Genomic DNA, 17,808 nt, shown 5'->3' on the forward strand with positions numbered 1-17,808 from the left:
TGCAATATACAAGCACAGTAATATAATGCTGAAAGAAAAGATTTGGTCGTAACTTTGCTCTAGCAATAACAGGTTTTTAAAGTGCTCGGTACCTTCGAATAGGTCAATAAAAACAATCGTACTGGCACAAAGTAACGCAGCCGTAATGAATTTTCCGTGCTATAAAAACGGGGTGCTAATGATATGCCACCAGCGAAGTGAGGTTTGTTTTGTATATACCCAATAGCGTTTTAACAACACAAGAAATGAGATAAAAAAGATAATCTCGATGGTTGATACATCAGAGAACCCATCTTGATATTCAAAAATATTGAGTAATTCAAAACTGATGACTGCAATACTCATACTGACGAGGAAAATGTAAATTAACGCTTTTAAAATAAATCCTAGCAAGCGACTTAATGTCCAATCAACCTGCTGTAAATAGTGTTTTAAAGAGGGCGTAGCCAATTTGGGCTTCGGGGTATCGTTGTTGATAGTGCTCTGCTCATGATTTGTTTACGTAATAGATATTTTACATACATCACGGGTGTTTAATTGCATAAAAAATAGATATTAATATGAAATGTTATGCAAATCATGGATTGCATCGATGATTTGTTGTGTTTGCACTCTTTCATTGCCCCACCAGCCCTACGACAATGCGAGAGTATGTGTCAGGTGAGTCATTGCCATACTTAGGGCGGAATTATCGCTTAAAAGTGCTTAAAGGCGACTTAAAGCCTACAAAACTACTTAATGGACGTATTACGGTCACCGTTTCCGACCCATCCACACAAGCGCACTATATTCGCCGAGCTTTAACGAATTGGTATAAGCAGCCATGCTGATAAGAAGATTCGAGAGAAGGTAAGGCGTTACGAATCGTTGGTGGGCGTTGAAACGGGAGTTGTTCGTACTAAAGAGTTTAAGAGTAGATGGGGCAGTTGTACCCCTTACGGTGATTTAGAATTTAACTGGGTGATTGTCATGGCTCCCAACAGGGTTGTTGATTACGTAGTGGTGCATGAGCTTTGTCATCTAATCCACCATGACCATTCGCCACAGTTCTGGAAAGAAGTTGAACGAGTCATGCCCGACTATAAAGAGCATAAAGAGTGGCTTAGAGGAAATGCACAAAATCTAATCATATAGTGCGTACGTTCACTAATGTAAAAAGACATCCTCAAATGAGACATAAAAAAAGGGCCAACTCTTTCGAGTTGACCCTTTCCAAACGTTTGGTGGAGCTGGCGGGAGTTGAACCCGCGTCCAAAAATCATTCATCATTGGTACTACATGCTTAGTCGATCTTTAATTTCACCAGCAACCTGCGAACCGACACGCTAGTTAAAGGCTAACCTGAATTATAATTCGCGCTTTTCCTCTCAGGTGGGAGAAGCCACGCTAGCTAGTTTGGGTTTGATCTCTTATTGGTCCCCGTCTTACGAGCGGAAGCTAGGGTAAGAGAGCTCTGAGCAGGTTATTAAGCTGCTAGTGCGTAGTTTTCGTCGTTTGCGACTATTTTTTTGCGGCTTTTAACGTGGCCAACCGCCCCACGGCATGCACCTCAGACTTCAAAATTCCTGTCGAATCCTAAATCAGCCCCAAGTGTTATTTGCATAGTACCAGAAAAGCTTACCCTGTCTAGCACTGTACGTTTAAGTGCTTAAAATTAACGCAAATTACTCTTCATAATTCGTGCTTTATCTCTCGCCCAATCTTTTTCTTTCATATCAGTACGTTTATCGTGCAGCTTTTTACCTTTCGCTACGCCAACTTTAATCTTCGCCCAAGAGCGAGACCAGTAAAGTGCGGTTGCGACAAGTGTCATGCCTTCACGGTTAATACGACCGATAAGGTTATCGAGTTCTTTTCTCGACATCAGGAGTTTACGGATACGTGTTGGGTTCGCCACGATATGAGTACTCGCTTGGGTCAGCGGAGTGATCGTCATACCACTGATGAATGCTTCGCCATCTCGGATGTAAACGTAGCTTTCTGCGATATTGGTTTTGCCTTCACGTAGGGATTTTACTTCCCAGCCTTGTAGCTCAAGCCCCGCTTCTATCTCATCATCGATGAAATATTCGTGGCGAGCTTTCTTATTAAGCGCAATGGTATTACTACCGGCTTTTGATTTTGATTTATTCTTTGCCATAATGGCCTCATTATACGGATTGCGCCCTAGTTGGGGAATCCTTTTTATTTGCGCTCTGGCCCAATACAATTAAAATTGCAGTTTGTGTTAATGTAACGCTGTCTTTAACAGGAGTCTATATGCCAAAGGTTACTCGTTCAGCATTAGTGTCGTTTAGTGCCGACCAGATGTTCAGCTTGGTCAATGATGTTGCTCGTTATCATGAGTTTTTGCCAGGGTGTTCTGGTTCACGTGTGATCGAATCTTCAGATTCAGCTATGGTGGCTTCGGTTGATGTATCTAAAGCCGGTATCAGCAAAACATTTACTACGTCTAACCGCTTAGCGGATGGCGCTGAGATCTTGATGGAGCTGGTGGATGGCCCATTTAAGAAACTGCAGGGTGGTTGGTATTTCACTCCGCTCGACGATCAAGCGTGTAAGGTTGAGCTTAAGTTGGAGTTTGAATTCTCTAGCCGAATGATTGAAATGGCATTTGGTAAGGTTTTCAATGAGCTGACGAGCAATATGGTCAGTGCTTTTACTCAACGCGCGAAACAGGTTTACTAAGCCATGACTATTGAATCAGATATGATCCACGTAGAGGTTGTGTTTGCGCTTCCGCACGAACAGCGTGTGTTTACCTTGGTGGTGAACAAAAACGCGACTGTGGAAGAGATTATTGCGCAGTCTGGTGTTTTGGAACTGTATCCAGAAATCGACTTAGCGAAAAATAAGGTTGGCGTGTTCAGCCGTAACGTTAAGCTAGATGCGACGGTTCGTGATAAAGACCGTATCGAAATCTACCGTGCACTGTTAGCCGATCCAAAAGAGATTCGCCGTAAGCGTGCTGAGCAAGCGAAAGCAGCAGCGGCTAAATCGTAATGCTAAACCAGTTTGACTAAGAAGAGAGCTCGCTATATTGGCGAGCTTTTTTGTGCCTGTTGGTTAGACAACGCAGCTAATTTGTTAGCAGATATTAAAAAGCCTGCTCATGTGAGCAGGCTTTTGCGATTCTTGCTTTGTCGACCGATAGCTTTGTCGACTGATAGCTTTATCGGCCAAGAGCTTTGTTGACTGGAAAGCTTTGTTGGTTGAAAGCTAGCGAAGGCTTTCGAAGAACTCATCACTGGCTTCAAAATCACCGTTGATCGTTACTAGAGTGCCTGTGGCATCAAAGTTAACGACTAGGTTTTTCTGAATAGGGTCTTCATGGCCTTTTTGGTGGTGGTAAATGTAATACCACGTATCTGGGTAGCCGTTTTCGATAAGCATTGGTGAGCCCATAACGTAACGAACTTGTGTTTTTGTCATGCCAAACTTGAGCTGATCGACAGCTTCTTGTTCAACATAGTTACCCTGATTGATGTCAATTCGATAAACCAACTTCTCTAGTAGAGAGCAACCGGTCAACATTGTTAGTGCAAGTGGAACTGCAACTAACCACTTTTTAATTCGCATAGTTTGAGATCTTTCTTCGCTAAAATACTGCCTGATAATAAACAAGCTCCAGCAAGAAGTAAAAAGCTCCTTGCGCTTTGAGCTTGTTATGACTGGCAATTTTGAATTAAGTTGCAAAATTGCCAAGAATTTTCGGTAAATTATCAGAAAGTTGCCGAATATGTAACCTAAGCTGCGATTAATAACTCTTTTGCGTTGGCAAGCGTCGATTCGGTAATCTGGCTGCCACCAAGCAGTCGAGCAAGCTCTGAAACGCGTTGTTGCTCATCAAGCGTGTGCATTTGAGTCTCGGTTTTACCTGATTTAGTGTTCTTCGCTACAAAAAGTTGTTGGTGACCGCAACCGGCAACTTGAGGTAAGTGAGTCACGCACATAACTTGTGTCGATTCGCCCAGCTTACGTAGCATTTTTCCGACAACCGCAGCGGTTGGTCCACTGATACCCACATCGACTTCATCGAAAATCAGGCTTGGTGTATCCACTTTTTGCGCTGTGATCACCTGAATCGCTAATGAGATTCGTGATAACTCACCACCAGAGGCCACTTTCGCAATCGGCTGCATCGGTTGGCCTGGGTTGGTCGAAACAATGAAGGTCACGTTATCCATACCCAATGGAGAAGGGTGTGTGTTGGTGTTGTTCACTTCAATGGCAAACTGCGCTTTTTCCATGCTCAGTTCGTGCATGCTTTGCGTGATCAGCTTGTTGAGCTCTTTTGCGTAACGAGTTCGAGATTTATGAAGCTTCTCTGATTTAGCAACGAACGATTGGTATTGGTTTTCCACCTCGTTTGCCAGTTCTTCTAATTTTTCATCAGAGCAATCAAGCGCTTCAACTTGTTGTAGTAAGTCTTGATGGTGCTTATACAGCTCTTCAGGTAACACGTGGTGTTTACGAGACATCGACATCACTTTAGAGAAACGCTCCTCAACGTAAGCCATACGACCGGGATCAACATCAATGCTGTCTAGGTATGTTCTTAACTCGTTGTTGGTTTCTTCAATCTGAATAATGGCTTCGGAAAGCAAGTTTGGTAACTCGGCTAATCTTTCATCTAGCTCAGCTAGCTGAATTAAGGAGTTATTGGCCGATTGCAGAATACCAAGCGCATTAACTTCTTCGCCTTCATAAATAAGCTCGATAGCTTGCTGACAGGTTGTGGCCAGTTCTCCGCTATTGGAGAGGCGCTTATGCTCTTGTTCGAGGTCTTCATATTCTTCCTCCCCAATAGACAGCTCATTTAACTCTTTGATTTGGTATTCAAGAAGTTGTTTTTGAGCTTGATTTTGCTGGCTATTTTCACGTAACTCTTTCAAGTGGTTATCGGCTTGTCGCCAGGCTTGGTAAGCATTACGTGTCGATTTCAACAGGTTCAAGTGGCCTGCGTATTGATCAAGCATGGCCATTTGGTAATCGCTCTTCATCAACTGATGATGCGCATGTTGACCATGAATGTTGATCAACAGCTGCCCAAGCGATTTCAACTGTGAAAGAGGGACAGGACTGCCGTTAATGAATGCGCGAGAACGACCTTCTTTAGAGATGGTTCTACGTAATATGCATTCACCGCCATCAAGCAGCTCGTTGTCTTCTAACCAGCGGGTAGCATGCAGATTGTTCTCAAGTAAAAAAGCGGCACTGACTTCGGTTTTTTCTTCACCTTGTCGAACCATTCCTGCATCGGATCTTCCCCCAAGACATAAGCCTAAAGCATCGATAGCGATAGATTTACCCGCACCAGTTTCTCCGGTGATTGTTGTCATGCCTTTAGAGAGTTCTAGCTGTAAAGACTTAACAATAGCGAAATTATTAACACTTAGATGAGCCAGCATTTTTATTTACCTGTATAACTGAACAATACTGTATATAAGCTCAGTATATACTGTTTCTTTATACAGTAAAGTCGGTGGGTGAAATTTTTTTGTGACTGTTATCAGAATTGAGGTTGTTCGTAGATCACTGAAACCGCTATAGATTCCCAACTCAGTCGTTCCTCCTTCTTGGGAATGACGGTGTGAATCATTGAGACGAAGAGAGAGTTGGCGGGCTTTTTACTGGTAATGAAAAAGGCTGACGAATGTCGTCAGCCTTTCAAATTTTCGGTTACCACTAGAGCGTTTATTCTTTTAGAACAGCTTACTCGACCAGCCTAGTTTGTTACGTAGAACATGGTAGTAGTTGTAGTCTTTAGGGTGGATCAGCTTGAGTACATTCGGGCTTTGGTAAATATGGATCTCATCGCCAGGAGAAACCGGTAGCGAGATTTGGCCATCGCAGCTGACTTCCTGTGTACCGCGGTTATCAGGCGATACGATAAGCTTGATACGACGCTTTCCATCCACCACAAGTGGGCGGCTTGAAAGGGTGTGCGGGAACATTGGCACTAGTGAGATAGCATTTAGGCTTGATGACAGGATAGGGCCGCCGCCAGAAAGCGAATAAGCGGTAGAACCTGTCGGTGTTGAGACGATCAAGCCATCAGAGCGCTGTGAGAAGGCGAAGCTGTCATCGATATACACTTCGAACTCGATCATGTGCGCGACTTGGCCGGGGTGCAGTACAGCCTCATTAAGGGCTGCATTGTGGCTTTTTATCTGGCCGTGACGATGAATTTCAGTTTCAAGTAAGAAGCGTTCTTCTTCCATGAACTCTCCCTTAAGCACATCAGTCAGCGCGCTCTGGAAGTTTTCAGGGTTGAGATCGGTTAGGAAACCAAGATTACCTCGGTTAACACCTATCACTGAAATGTCGAAACGTGACAAAATTCTAGCCGCACCGAGCATATTTCCATCACCACCCACAACAATTGCGAGATCGGCACGTTTACCCAATTCAATCAGGCTAGAAAAATGTTCTTGTGGGATATCGTCCAAAATGCTGGAGAGCCTATCATCAACAAACACTTGATAACCCTCAGTACTTAACCACTGATAGAGCTCTCTATGAGTCTGAATTGCTTGCTGATCTCGAGGTTTACCAATAATGGCGATGACTTCAAATGGCTTTTTCATAACGTTTCCAAACGAATTAGGCTTGAATCAAAATTCTTCATCCCCATAATAAAGGCAAGTTGAACGTCTATGCGAGTGTTTTATATCAATTTGAGGCGCAAACACGCCTGTCACTGGCATTGAAAACGAATTCTGGAGATATCATGAGCAACGAAGAAAACAAAGTAACCGAAGAAGAACTAGATCAGATCATTGCTGAAGCTGAGAAAGTTGAAGAAGCTGAACTGAATGAAGACGCTGCTGATGAGCAGGAAGCAAAAATCGCTCAACTGGAAGCTGCACTGCTTTCTAGTGAATCTAAAGTGAAAGAGCAGCAAGATTCTGTTCTTCGCGCGAAAGCTGAAGTTGAAAACATGCGTCGCCGTAGCGAACAAGAAATTGATAAAGCGCGTAAATTCGCTTTGAACAAGTTTGCTGAAGGTCTGCTTCCTGTAATCGACAACCTAGAGCGTGCAATGCAAGCAGCAGACGCTGAAAACGAAGTGGTTAAGCCACTGTATGAAGGTGTTGAGCTAACGCACAAAACGTTCGTAGACACAGTTGCTAAGTTTGGTCTTAAAGAGATCAACCCTGAAGGTGAAGCGTTCAACCCTGAATTCCACCAAGCGATGTCTATTCAAGAAAGCCCAGATCACGAATCAAACACGGTTATGTTTGTGATGCAAAAAGGCTACGAACTAAACGGTCGTGTGGTTCGCCCAGCGATGGTTATGGTTGCTAAGTAATGACGTATTACGTTACCAAGTGGTTGACTGGCGCATTGACTGAATTAGTAGCAGCGACAAAATAAATCACTGGTTTACGTAAAATAAAAAGAGAGGCATAGGCCTCTCTTTTTTTGTGCCTATAACTTGAGAGTCCACGTAAATAAGCATCAAAACCGCATTAAGAATGTCGTTCTTTTTATTTCATTCAGATCAGCGATTTAGAGTTTTGTGTTATGAAACTTGTTGTGATTGAGTAAATGTTTTGATGTCACATTTGTGATGTTTTTGTAAATAAATACTTTTAATTGTTATCTTTATATGTAAAATCCACTGCCATATAGCGATTTTGGTCGCATATATAACTATAAAAGTACAAATTTTAAACACAACAAACTGGAGAAGAACGATGGATAAATCGCTCTCAAGTAAAATTTTTGTAGGCTTGTTCGCCGGTCTACTTATTGGTACTGCTATTCAGTACCTATTCAGCGGTATTGCTATTTTTGATACGTATCTACTTGGCGCTGCCGAAGGTGCTGGTGGTATGTTTGTATCACTTATCAAATTGCTTGTAGTTCCTCTTGTATACGTATCTATTGTTTGCGGTATTGTTGAGCTAAAAGATATTCGTTCATTTGGCCGTCTTGGTGGTAAAACCTTTGGTCTTTACATTATTAACACCATCATCGCGATTTCAGCAGCGCTAACGATTGGTCTTATTTTCCAACCAGGTGCAGGTGCGAACCTTGCGGGTACGGTTTCTGAGACAATTGCGCTTACAACAACTGAAACACCAGACATCTTCTCTCTTGTTGTTAACATCGTTCCTAGCAACCCTGTAGAAGCGTTCGCAAGCGGCGACATGCTACAAATCATCTTCATGGCAATTTTGACAGGTCTTGCTATTCAAGCGCTTGATTCTCGTGGTGGCCCAGCTATCAAGACATTCAAGATGGCTAACGAAATCATGATGAAGCTTATCGGCCTAGTAATGAGCTTGGCGCCTTACGGTGTATTTGCTCTGATGATTCAACTGGGCGCAACACTGGATGCAGACACGCTAATGTCAGTTGCTGGCTATGTGGCGCTTGTGGTTGCAATGCTTGTGTTCTGGATTTTCTTCTTCTATCCAATGATGGTTGGTTCATTCACTGGTATTTCTCCAAAGCAGTTCCTACGTGCAACTCGTGAGCAAGTTCTATTCTCACTATCTACAGCAAGTTCGAACGCAACAATCCCAGTAACAATGCGTACTCTTACTGACAAACTAAACGTATCTAAGTCAGTAGCAGGTTTCGGTGTACCACTGGGTGCAACAATGAACATGTCTGGTGTATCTATCTACATTGCACTCGCAACTATGTTCGTAGCAAACGCGTTTGGTCAGCCAATCAATACTGCTGATATCTTCACTCTTGGTCTAACTATCCTGCTACTGTCTATCGGTGCTGGTGGTGTTCCTGGTGGCGGTGTTGTGATGGTAGGTGTTCTATTGCACCAACTAGGTTTACCACCAGAAGGTCTAGCGATTGTTGCTGCTGTTGACCGTATCTGTGACATGTTCTGTACTTCTTCAAACGTAGTGGGTGACACAGCGGTGAACACTATCGTTGCTAAATCTGAAAACGAAATTGGCGTTGAAGCTAACGAAGAAGCTGAGCTGCAAAAAGCAGAAGCTTAATTCTTAATTAAGACTCAATAACTGCGAAGCCCCGCTCAACCAGAGCGGGGCTTTTTTATTTCTGCTGTTGGGTACTTTGGGCTGTCTGCTGCTGAGTTAAAAGAGGGGGCTATGTTGGTGCGAAGTCTCATTTTTTCTTTTTACTCGCGCTGAATGGGTCATCAGTTTTCAATATTTAATATAGATCACATATAATAATACAATATTATTTTATTGTTCTGGCAACCTACATTATGACGACATAAAGGAAACCAAATAATGAAGTTGTCTTACCTAAGCTTACTGACTGCTAGCCTCTTAGCGGCTCCCGCTCTTGCTTCTAATCACGATATTGGTCAACAGTTCAATCTTGATCCAGCAAAAGCGCCTGCACAAAACTTCGATTTATCTAAATGGAAAATTAACTTACCGGAGCTGACGACTGAAGGGTCTAGAAAAGGTAAAACGCTGGAGATTGGTAAAAAGGAACTGTCGAATGTAGACACGCCTTACGTTCACCCTAAATGGTTCTACACGGATGCCGAGTCTGGTGCGATGGTGTTTGTGGCTCCGAATACAGCTCCAACGACGCCAAACAGTAAAAACACGCGTAGTGAGCTAAGAGCGATGCTAGCGGATAGCTACTCTGCGCCGAGCAACAACTTCGCGATTTCAAGCCATAAGAACGCGGAAGAGTTTGGCTCTATCGGTGGCCAGATGACGGCAACACTTTCTGTTGATCAGGTGAGCACCAGCGGTAATTATAAGAAAACCGGTGCATTCTCTGTGGTTATTGGTCAAATCCATGGGTCGGATAATGAACCTCTGAAAATTGTTTACCGCAAGTTGCCAGAACATGAGCATGGTTCGTTAACGTGGAACTATGAGTTAAACCCGCCGACAGAGATGAAAAACGCGAAGGATGAAAACGGAAAGAAACTTCGTAAAGACATTCGCCATGATGTATTTGGTCAATACAATCTGAAAAAAGGCAGCTCGGACCCTGCTGATGGCATCAAGCTAGGTGAAGTGTTCTCATACGATGTGAATATCAAAGATAACATCATGCACTTAACCTTTACTAAGAATCCAAACTCAGCCGATCCTATTGTGAAGACGTATGATGTTGATTTGGCTAAGGGTAAGTATCAGGGGCATGATATCGACCTTGGTTATGGACAGGACTGGATGTACTTCAAGGCGGGCGCATACAATCAATGCAACACTAAGAAGTCGAGCTCAGCCTGTGAATGGCGTGGTATGGAAGCGGGTGATTACACTCAAGCGAGCTTCTACCAGTTAGTGCTCAACCAATAATATGGCTGAATCAGTCACCATTTGAACAATATTTAACTGATTAATATCTATTTGAAAAAGACCTTCCACATGAAGGTCTTTTTTTATGGCATCTGGAATAGGGTTGAGGTTTCAATGTGGCGACAAATGCGAGAGTTTCTCAACATTGGAGCCTTAATTGGCAAGGGATCGGTCACTTTTTACCTTTATGTAAAAAGATACGGGAAAAAATAGATTTTTTTTACTTATTCCCTTGAAAACCAGTTTGCAGCCCTTATCTATGGTGCATACGAAAGCAAATTACATTTGCACTTAAATTTTGTGTATTAGGGTTGAATCCCTGATTACCGCCCCCCACATATGTGGGTATAGCAAAAAACTAATATAGATTATATTTCGGAGATAGCCTGATGGGTCGAATCATTGGTATTGATTTAGGTACTACTAACTCTTGTGTTGCTGTTTTAGACGGCGACAAACCACGCGTACTAGAAAATGCTGAAGGCGAACGCACAACAGCATCGGTAATCGCATACACTGACGGCGAGACGCTAGTTGGTCAACCTGCGAAACGTCAAGCAGTTACTAACCCTCAAAACACGCTATACGCAATTAAGCGTCTAATCGGTCGTCGTTTTGAAGATGAAGAAGTTCAACGCGATATCGAAATCATGCCTTTCAACATTGTTAAGGCTGACAACGGTGATGCATGGGTTGAAGCGCAAGGCCAAAAAATGGCTGCTCCTCAAGTATCTGCTGAAGTTCTTAAGAAAATGAAGAAAACAGCTGAAGACTTCCTAGGCGAAGAAGTAACTGGCGCAGTAGTAACTGTTCCTGCTTACTTCAACGATGCTCAACGTCAAGCAACGAAAGATGCTGGCCGTATCGCTGGTCTAGATGTTAAACGTATCATCAACGAACCAACTGCTGCTGCTCTAGCTTACGGCCTAGACAAGCAAGGTGGTGATCGCACTATCGCTGTATACGACCTTGGTGGTGGTACATTCGATATCTCTATCATCGAAATCGATGAAGTAGAAGGCGAGAAGACTTTCGAAGTTCTTTCAACTAACGGTGACACTCACCTTGGTGGTGAAGATTTCGATAACCGCATGATCAACTACCTAGTAGATGAGTTCAAGAAAGAACAAGGTATCGACCTTAAAGCTGATCCACTAGCAATGCAGCGTGTTAAAGAAGCAGCAGAAAAAGCGAAAATCGAGCTTTCTTCTACTACTCAAACTGACGTAAACCTACCTTACGTTACTGCTGATGCGACTGGTCCTAAGCACATGAACATCAAAGTGACTCGTGCGAAGCTTGAGTCTCTAGTTGAAGACCTAGTTCAACGTTCTCTTGAGCCACTAAAAGTAGCTCTAGCAGATGCTGACCTATCTGTAGGCGAAATCACTGACGTTATCCTAGTTGGTGGTCAAACTCGTATGCCTATGGTTCAAGCTAAAGTAACTGAATTCTTCGGTAAAGAGCCACGTAAAGACGTGAACCCTGACGAAGCTGTTGCAATGGGTGCTGCTGTTCAAGGTGGTGTACTAGCTGGTGACGTTAAAGACGTTCTACTACTAGACGTTACTCCTCTATCTTTCGGTATCGAAACGATGGGCGGCGTGATGACTAAGCTTATCGAGAAAAACACAACTATCCCTACTAAAGCGGATCAAGTGTTCTCTACAGCTGAAGACAACCAAAACGCAGTAACTATCCACGTTCTTCAAGGTGAGCGTAAGCAAGCGACTTACAACAAGTCTCTTGGTCAGTTTAACCTAGAAGGTATCCAACCAGCACCACGTGGCATGCCACAAATCGAAGTAACATTCGACCTAGATGCTGATGGTATCCTGAACGTATCTGCTAAAGATAAAGCAACAGGTAAAGAGCAGAAGATCACTATCCAAGCATCAGGCGGCCTGTCTGAGGAAGAGATCGAAGCAATGGTACAAGAAGCAGAAGCTAACAAAGAAGCGGACAAAAAGTTCGAAGAGCTAGTAACTGCACGTAACCAAGCTGACCAAATGATTCACGGCACTAAGAAGCAAGTAGAAGAAGCTGGTGAAGCTCTACCTGCAGACGAGAAAGCTAAAATCGAAGCGGCTATCACTGCACTAGAAGAAGTTAAGTCTGGTAACGATAAAGAAGCTATCGACGCTAAAGTTCAAGAACTTATGCAAGCAGCTCAAAAGCTAATGGAAATTGCTCAACAGAAAGCTCAAGCTGAACAAGCTGGTGCTGACGCTGGTGAACAACCTAAGCAAGACGACGATGTTGTAGACGCTGAGTTTGAAGAAGTTAAAGAAGACAAAAAATAATTTCGTCGCAGAGTAGCCTGATTTCGTTATCGGAAGTGTCCACCTACTAACGTAGGCTCCGCGCTTCCACTTAGGACTCAAGCTATCTGCTTAGAAATTTGTCTCAAAGACTTATTATTGCGGGCGTCAGAGGTAACTCTCACGCCCGTAAATTTGTATTTAGACTTGTCGATCTAGATAATAGCTTTATTCGGCATTTCAGCCGGCAGAACTTTTATCTAGATTGATACACAGACTACTGAAGTGATCATTCGGTAGTAGCAATTATTTTGGTGACCTAGAACATGTCAAAACGTGATTTTTACGAAGTATTAGGCGTAAGCCGCGATGCATCAGAGCGCGATATTAAAAAAGCGTACAAACGCTTAGCGATGAAATTCCACCCGGACCGTAACCAGGGTGATGAGACCGCAGCAGATAAGTTTAAAGAAGTAAAAGTAGCGTACGAGATCCTAACCGATTCTCAAAAGAAAGCAGCTTACGACCAATACGGTCATGCAGCCTTTGAACAAGGTGGCATGGGCGGCGGCGGTGGTTTTGGCGGCGGTGGCCAAGGTGACTTCGGCGATATCTTCGGTGACGTATTTGGCGACATCTTCGGCGGCGGTCGTCGTGGTGGCGGTCAACAGCGTGCACAACGTGGTTCAGATCTACGTTACAACATGGAACTTTCTCTAGAAGAAGCGGTTCGTGGTGTTTCTAAAGAAATCGAAGTACCAACACTTGTAGAGTGTGATACTTGTGACGGCAGCGGCGCGAAAGCGGGTTCTTCTGCACAAACGTGTGGTACTTGTCATGGCCACGGCCAGGTACAAATGCGCCAAGGTTTCTTTGCGGTTCAACAGACTTGTCCTACTTGTAACGGTAAAGGCAAGATCATCAAAGACCCATGTAACTCATGTCATGGTCAAGGTCGCAAACAGAAGACGAAAACGCTTAACGTTAAGATCCCAGCAGGTGTTGATACTGGTGATCGCATTCGTCTATCTGGCGAAGGCGAAGCAGGGGAGCACGGCGCTCCAGCTGGCGACTTGTACGTACAAGTACACGTAAAAGAGCACAATATCTTTGAGCGTGACGGCAACAACCTTTACTGTGAAGTGCCAGTAAGCTTCTCTATGGCTGCTTTAGGCGGTGAAGTTGAAGTTCCAACACTGGATGGTCGTGTAAACCTTAAAGTGCCAGAAGAAACACAAACGGGCCGTATGTTCCGTATGCGTGGCAAAGGCGTGAAAGGCGTTCGTGGCGGCGGTGTGGGTGATCTAATCGTTAAGCTAGTGGTTGAGACTCCAGTTAAGCTAAGCGCTCGCCAGAAAGAATTACTGCGTGAATTCGAAGAAACCTGTTGTGGTGAAGCGGCAAGCAAGCATAAGCCAAAGTCTGAAGGTTTCTTTAGCGGCGTTAAAAACTTCTTCGATGACCTAACTAAGTAATTAGATTGTTGATACTTTAAGTTGTTGATAAAGTTAAAAAACCTGCTCATGTAGCAGGTTTTTTTTGTATCTCAAACCTGGTTCTTTCTCTTTCTCTTTCTCTTTCTCTTTCTCTTTCTCTTTCTCTTTCTCTTCACCTGAAACCCTCATCACACTACATCCAGCAGGCTTCTGGGTATTCGACATTAGCACTGTCGAGAGTGAGCACTTTATGGTTTTGTCCATCGAAGCAGTTGTCTTTATCTTGACCTACTCCCGACTGAGGTGTTGCTGTAATCGTATAGGCAGCAGAAGCCGAACTGGTGACACTGAAAACAAAACGACTCGCTTCGGTATCGCAGATCAAACAATCGCTTCCCGAAACAATACCACTCCAGTCATAACCGCTGTCATAGGCTGCTTCTAGTTCTAATTGAATTCGAGCTATGTCAGCGAGTGCGCTAGTTCGATGTCCAGTCACTACGTGGTTGGTATAGCTCGGATAGGCGATAGCCCCCAAAATCCCAATGATGGCAACCACAATCAATAACTCGATCAATGTCATCCCTTTTACGCGCGTGTTGTTGCTGTTGCATTTATTTTTTCGAATCATCACGAGGACTTCCTTTTCACTTATCTGGCTATTTTTCCTTAGTGTTAGCATGTGCGCAAGGTTGAGTACGGTTGCTCAAGTTATTACATAGGAATTTGGGAAATGACTCGCGGGTTTACGCTATTAGAGCTGCTGATTACTGTAGTGGTGCTTTCAGTGCTACTGGCTGCGGCTGCCCCTAGTTTTAGTTCTTTGTTGGCTTCTTCTAAACTGCAGCGCTTAGCCCCTGAGGTTCATAGTTTTCTTATTACTGCCCGATCAGAAGCGGTCACTCGTAACCAAGAGCTTTATGTTTTGTTCTTGGTTTCAGGTGCCTTAGGTGGAACCGAAAGTTCTGATGGTGATTGGGATATGGTGTTGAGCAGTTCAACATTTTACGTTTCTGATAATGTACTTATGCATCTTGATGGTTCGGCATATAGAGGTATAAAAGTAGACTTTAATTTCTCCAATAGTACTTCAATTGCGATCGATAACGTCAGGGGACGTTTTCGAGACGGTAATGTTTCACTCGCCTCCACGAATGCGCTGTCGGATGTACTTTCAATCATCGCATCGAAAACGACAGGGCGGATCCGAATTTGCAGCAGTGACCCAAACAGCGATGGGCGCAATAGCATAGGTCATTATGGTTATGAGATCTGTGGCTAGGAGTGTTCAAGGTAGTACCTTGGTCGAAATGTTAGTGGCCTCTGTGATCGGTGTGATTGTTATCGGTACTATCGGCTCGGTATTTGTTACCAACCAACGTTTGAGTTCAGAAAAGAGCTTGGAGCTGCTCTTATCTCAGAACCTATTCGCTACTACTCAAATGATGAAAGAGGAGCTCTGGCGAGCCGGTTATGATGCAGACTCTGGACAATCAGTGAAGCTATCGGGCGCTGCCAATACGATTTATACCTTTCAATCCAGTGCCAGTGAATCTTACGTTGGTTTTGTTTATCGACAAAACAGCGCATCTTCGGCCTATCGAAACATTGTCTATCAATTTAAGGGTAATAAGCTGAACTATTGCCAAGAAGAATCTTCTTATTTATTAGATATCACTCAGATTACGTCATCTGGTTTGGGAGCAATGACATGTGAAAGTTTGTTTTTCGAAAAGCAAATAGAAGTAGAACTTTTTTTGGTTTCTGTAACTGAGTTATCTAACAGTCTGGCAACCTCGCAAAGAGTCGATATCGCTCTAGAAGCTTCTCTTGTGAATGCAGATGAAAGTCAGAGAGTAGTGACTTCAGTGGTACAAAGGAATTGGCAATGATGCGATTAAAGCAAAATGGAGCGGTAACACTACTTCTAGTCAGTATTCTATTGATTGGTGTGCTGATCGTTTCTCTTGGTAGCTTTAAAACCACTTTTTACCAAATAAAGCGTGCTCAAAACGAGGTTCAAGCTCGCAAAGAACATTGGACCGCCGAGGGGGGATTGGAGTGTGGTCTAAGCGTTATTATTGAAAACAGCAGTACCGCGATCCCAGGTGATCTCCTGGATTCCTGTAGCAACAAGCTTTCTTCATTAGATAAATCATCCGATAACGCTAATATCCTTGTCTCAACCGCCAACAGAACATCGATTAATAAAGAAATTCGATTTTCTAATGATTCGGGTTTGGGGGCCATACAAGCAATATCGGCTCTCGAAATTATTTCCGAGGACATCATGGATATCGACCCTGAACTCAGTGAAACCAGTAACAACGGTGTATATGAGTGTGTGGCAGTTCGGTTTTTCGACTCTGTTATACACACCAAAGGTACAGGGGGGAGCTTAACCACCGTTTCTAATCCTGAGAATGCACCTGCAGATTTTAGCGCTTGTAAAGATGCGGTAACTGACTTGAGTGAGAGCGCAACGATTACCGCATCGGGTAGTGATCCTAGCGGTGCTTTTATGAGTGATTACGTTCATGACACCAATCTAAATGGTTTCGAAAACTACTTCGGGGTAAAGAAAACAACGGACAATATCAACGCCCTTAAAAGTAATGAATATGAGGTAATAAACCTATTAGAGACGGATTCTCACGGGAATACCATGCATGTAGATTTCGATTCAAACACAAATAAATACGTGGGCAAGGAGTGCAGTACTCGAATCAATGATGCCTTTTCAGCTGGTAAAACTAAGGTGTGGGTCATTGGGGACTGTGTAGTTTGGCACCCAGCCATTAATATTGTGGATAGTGCAGGAACGATCACACCACGATCTTTAGTGGTCGAAAATGGGATTTTCGCAAATGGAAACGCCAGTGTACTTGATGGTGCTTTTTATCACTTGAATGACATGAGTGTCTTCAAGGACGCTTCAGGTGCTGAAAACAACACGGACTTTCTTGCTGATAGTTGGGATAAGTTACCAGCAACGATGGATTACTCTTTATTGGTTAAAGAAAATAGTACCTATATAGCTAACGCTTCCTTCTTCCCTAAAGGAGGCATATTTTTGGATTCAATCGGGGGGCTTTCTACGATTAAAGGCTCGATGAATCTAGATTATCGAGGAGAATACAACCCGCATGATGAACCTGTCGAAATACAGTGGAAAAAGGGCTCATGGAGTGATTTCTAACCAGCGTGGTTTTAGTTTACTTGAAGTACTTATCTCTTTTCTACTGGTGGACGTGGCCGCGTTAGGCATGGTCAAGCTGCAGACCTACACTGAGCAGAAAGCCGACTATGCGATTCAGAGTATCGAAGCGCTGCATTTTGCAGAAAGGCAGATGGAGTATTATCGAACTCGGGCGTCTAATGCGAGTGGGGCGGTAGGTTTAATTCCTTTTTCGGAACTAAATCAGGCGAGTCATTGTCTCAACATAGCAAGTTCAGATGCTTTATCCGGTTTGTCGGGTTCTGCCTATGCCATGACCTGTGAAGTGACTAATGCAAACGGTGCTCTGTCTAGCGCATTAAAAAGCATTACTGTCACAATTGCATGGCAAGATCGTATGAACCACGCACAAAGTATTTACCTCGAAACTATGCTCTCCAAATACAGTGAGTTTGATTGACCCTCAAGCAAACGTTTACTGCATGCCAAGGCTCATGCTACCCCTTTTACTGATAATTTTCACTCCTCGGACATTGTTTACGTGCTAGTTAAAACTCTGTATATGGAATGGTGTTTTTTATGTTTTTATATTGTTGTGGTTGTATGGTATTTTTGCAAAATATGTCTCCATTTATGGAAAATTAGGTGGAATCTTGTGC

Annotated in this window: 18 protein-coding genes and 1 other RNA gene; 13 read left to right on the forward strand and 6 right to left on the reverse strand. The window is 43.5% G+C overall.

The annotated features are described in order from the left end of the window. The first annotated feature begins 641 nt into the window (after window positions 1-641). A complete protein-coding gene (locus tag BCU07_RS01690) occupies window positions 642-830 on the forward strand; it encodes a YgjP-like metallopeptidase domain-containing protein (RefSeq protein ID WP_241910049.1) in 189 nt (62 codons plus the stop codon). 40 nt (window positions 831-870) lie between these two features. Beyond that, a complete protein-coding gene (locus tag BCU07_RS01695; protein ID WP_229649987.1) occupies window positions 871-1,134 on the forward strand; it encodes a M48 family metallopeptidase in 264 nt (87 codons plus the stop codon). Between the two features lie 87 nt (window positions 1,135-1,221). On the opposite strand, the gene ssrA is transcribed toward BCU07_RS01695, so the two are convergent. After that, window positions 1,222-1,588: a transfer-messenger RNA gene (ssrA, locus tag BCU07_RS01700) on the reverse strand. A 66-nt stretch (window positions 1,589-1,654) separates the two neighbouring features. Beyond that, window positions 1,655-2,140 carry an SsrA-binding protein SmpB gene (smpB, locus tag BCU07_RS01705; RefSeq protein WP_004735156.1) on the reverse strand — a complete coding sequence of 162 codons (486 nt, stop codon included), beginning with the start codon at window positions 2,138-2,140 and terminating at the stop codon, window positions 1,655-1,657. Between the two features lie 119 nt (window positions 2,141-2,259). On the opposite strand from smpB, the gene BCU07_RS01710 reads away from it, so the two are divergent. Then, a complete protein-coding gene (locus BCU07_RS01710; protein WP_012603332.1) occupies window positions 2,260-2,688 on the forward strand; it encodes an SRPBCC family protein in 429 nt (142 codons plus the stop codon). A gap of 3 nt (window positions 2,689-2,691) precedes the next feature. Further along, window positions 2,692-3,003, forward strand: a complete 312-nt coding sequence (locus BCU07_RS01715; protein WP_004735158.1) for an RnfH family protein — start codon at window positions 2,692-2,694, stop codon at window positions 3,001-3,003. A gap of 216 nt (window positions 3,004-3,219) precedes the next feature. Here BCU07_RS01715 and bamE read toward each other — a convergent pair whose 3' ends face one another. From bamE to nadK, 3 genes are all read right to left on the reverse strand, one after another. After that, a complete protein-coding gene (gene bamE, locus BCU07_RS01720; protein ID WP_004735159.1) occupies window positions 3,220-3,579 on the reverse strand; it encodes an outer membrane protein assembly factor BamE in 360 nt (119 codons plus the stop codon). Between the two features lie 167 nt (window positions 3,580-3,746). Then, window positions 3,747-5,411, reverse strand: coding sequence for a DNA repair protein RecN (gene recN / locus BCU07_RS01725; RefSeq protein WP_017098044.1), 1,665 nt, complete (start codon window positions 5,409-5,411; stop codon window positions 3,747-3,749). Between the two features lie 294 nt (window positions 5,412-5,705). Then, complete coding sequence (nadK, locus tag BCU07_RS01730; protein WP_004735161.1) at window positions 5,706-6,590, reverse strand: NAD(+) kinase; 885 nt, start codon at window positions 6,588-6,590, stop codon at window positions 5,706-5,708. Between the two features lie 143 nt (window positions 6,591-6,733). Between nadK and grpE the strand changes: the two genes are divergently transcribed. The 5 genes from grpE to dnaJ all read left to right on the forward strand — a co-directional run bounded on the left by grpE (window position 6,734) and on the right by dnaJ (window position 14,010). After that, window positions 6,734-7,315: a nucleotide exchange factor GrpE gene (gene grpE, locus BCU07_RS01735; protein ID WP_102393637.1), complete on the forward strand. Its 582-nt coding sequence runs from the start codon at window positions 6,734-6,736 to the stop codon at window positions 7,313-7,315. A gap of 388 nt (window positions 7,316-7,703) precedes the next feature. After that, a complete protein-coding gene (locus BCU07_RS01740) occupies window positions 7,704-8,978 on the forward strand; it encodes a dicarboxylate/amino acid:cation symporter (RefSeq protein ID WP_019823920.1) in 1,275 nt (424 codons plus the stop codon). A 258-nt stretch (window positions 8,979-9,236) separates the two neighbouring features. Further along, window positions 9,237-10,274, forward strand: a complete 1,038-nt coding sequence (locus BCU07_RS01745; protein WP_017059866.1) for a polysaccharide lyase family 7 protein — start codon at window positions 9,237-9,239, stop codon at window positions 10,272-10,274. 389 nt (window positions 10,275-10,663) lie between these two features. Then, a complete protein-coding gene (gene dnaK, locus BCU07_RS01750) occupies window positions 10,664-12,577 on the forward strand; it encodes a molecular chaperone DnaK (RefSeq protein WP_017059868.1) in 1,914 nt (637 codons plus the stop codon). A gap of 284 nt (window positions 12,578-12,861) precedes the next feature. Next, window positions 12,862-14,010 carry a molecular chaperone DnaJ gene (dnaJ, locus tag BCU07_RS01755; RefSeq protein WP_102428275.1) on the forward strand — a complete coding sequence of 383 codons (1,149 nt, stop codon included), beginning with the start codon at window positions 12,862-12,864 and terminating at the stop codon, window positions 14,008-14,010. A 154-nt stretch (window positions 14,011-14,164) separates the two neighbouring features. Here dnaJ and BCU07_RS01760 read toward each other — a convergent pair whose 3' ends face one another. Further along, the gene (locus BCU07_RS01760; protein WP_017059870.1) at window positions 14,165-14,602 is read right to left on the reverse strand and encodes a type IV pilin protein; all 438 of its coding nucleotides are present in this window, start codon (window positions 14,600-14,602) and stop codon (window positions 14,165-14,167) included. 102 nt (window positions 14,603-14,704) lie between these two features. On the opposite strand from BCU07_RS01760, the gene BCU07_RS01765 reads away from it, so the two are divergent. The 4 genes from BCU07_RS01765 to BCU07_RS01780 are packed head-to-tail and all read left to right on the forward strand — an operon-like array spanning window position 14,705 to window position 17,609. Continuing rightward, window positions 14,705-15,253, forward strand: a complete 549-nt coding sequence (locus tag BCU07_RS01765) for a GspH/FimT family pseudopilin (protein WP_017059871.1) — start codon at window positions 14,705-14,707, stop codon at window positions 15,251-15,253. Window positions 15,254-15,281: 28 nt separating this feature from the next. Next, complete coding sequence (locus tag BCU07_RS01770; RefSeq protein ID WP_017059872.1) at window positions 15,282-15,863, forward strand: PilW family protein; 582 nt, start codon at window positions 15,282-15,284, stop codon at window positions 15,861-15,863. Then, window positions 15,860-17,170 carry a hypothetical protein gene (locus tag BCU07_RS01775; RefSeq protein WP_102428274.1) on the forward strand — a complete coding sequence of 437 codons (1,311 nt, stop codon included), beginning with the start codon at window positions 15,860-15,862 and terminating at the stop codon, window positions 17,168-17,170. The genes BCU07_RS01770 and BCU07_RS01775 overlap by 4 nt, the downstream gene beginning before the upstream one ends. Further along, on the forward strand, window positions 17,160-17,609 hold the full coding sequence (locus tag BCU07_RS01780; RefSeq protein WP_102428273.1) for a prepilin-type N-terminal cleavage/methylation domain-containing protein: 450 nt from the start codon (window positions 17,160-17,162) through the stop codon (window positions 17,607-17,609). The genes BCU07_RS01775 and BCU07_RS01780 overlap by 11 nt, the downstream gene beginning before the upstream one ends. The last annotated feature ends 199 nt before the right edge of the window (window positions 17,610-17,808 follow it).

The sequence above is a fragment of the Vibrio sp. 10N.261.54.E10 genome, assembly GCF_002877735.2.
GTDB classification, from domain to species: Bacteria; Pseudomonadota; Gammaproteobacteria; order Enterobacterales; family Vibrionaceae; genus Vibrio; species Vibrio crassostreae_C.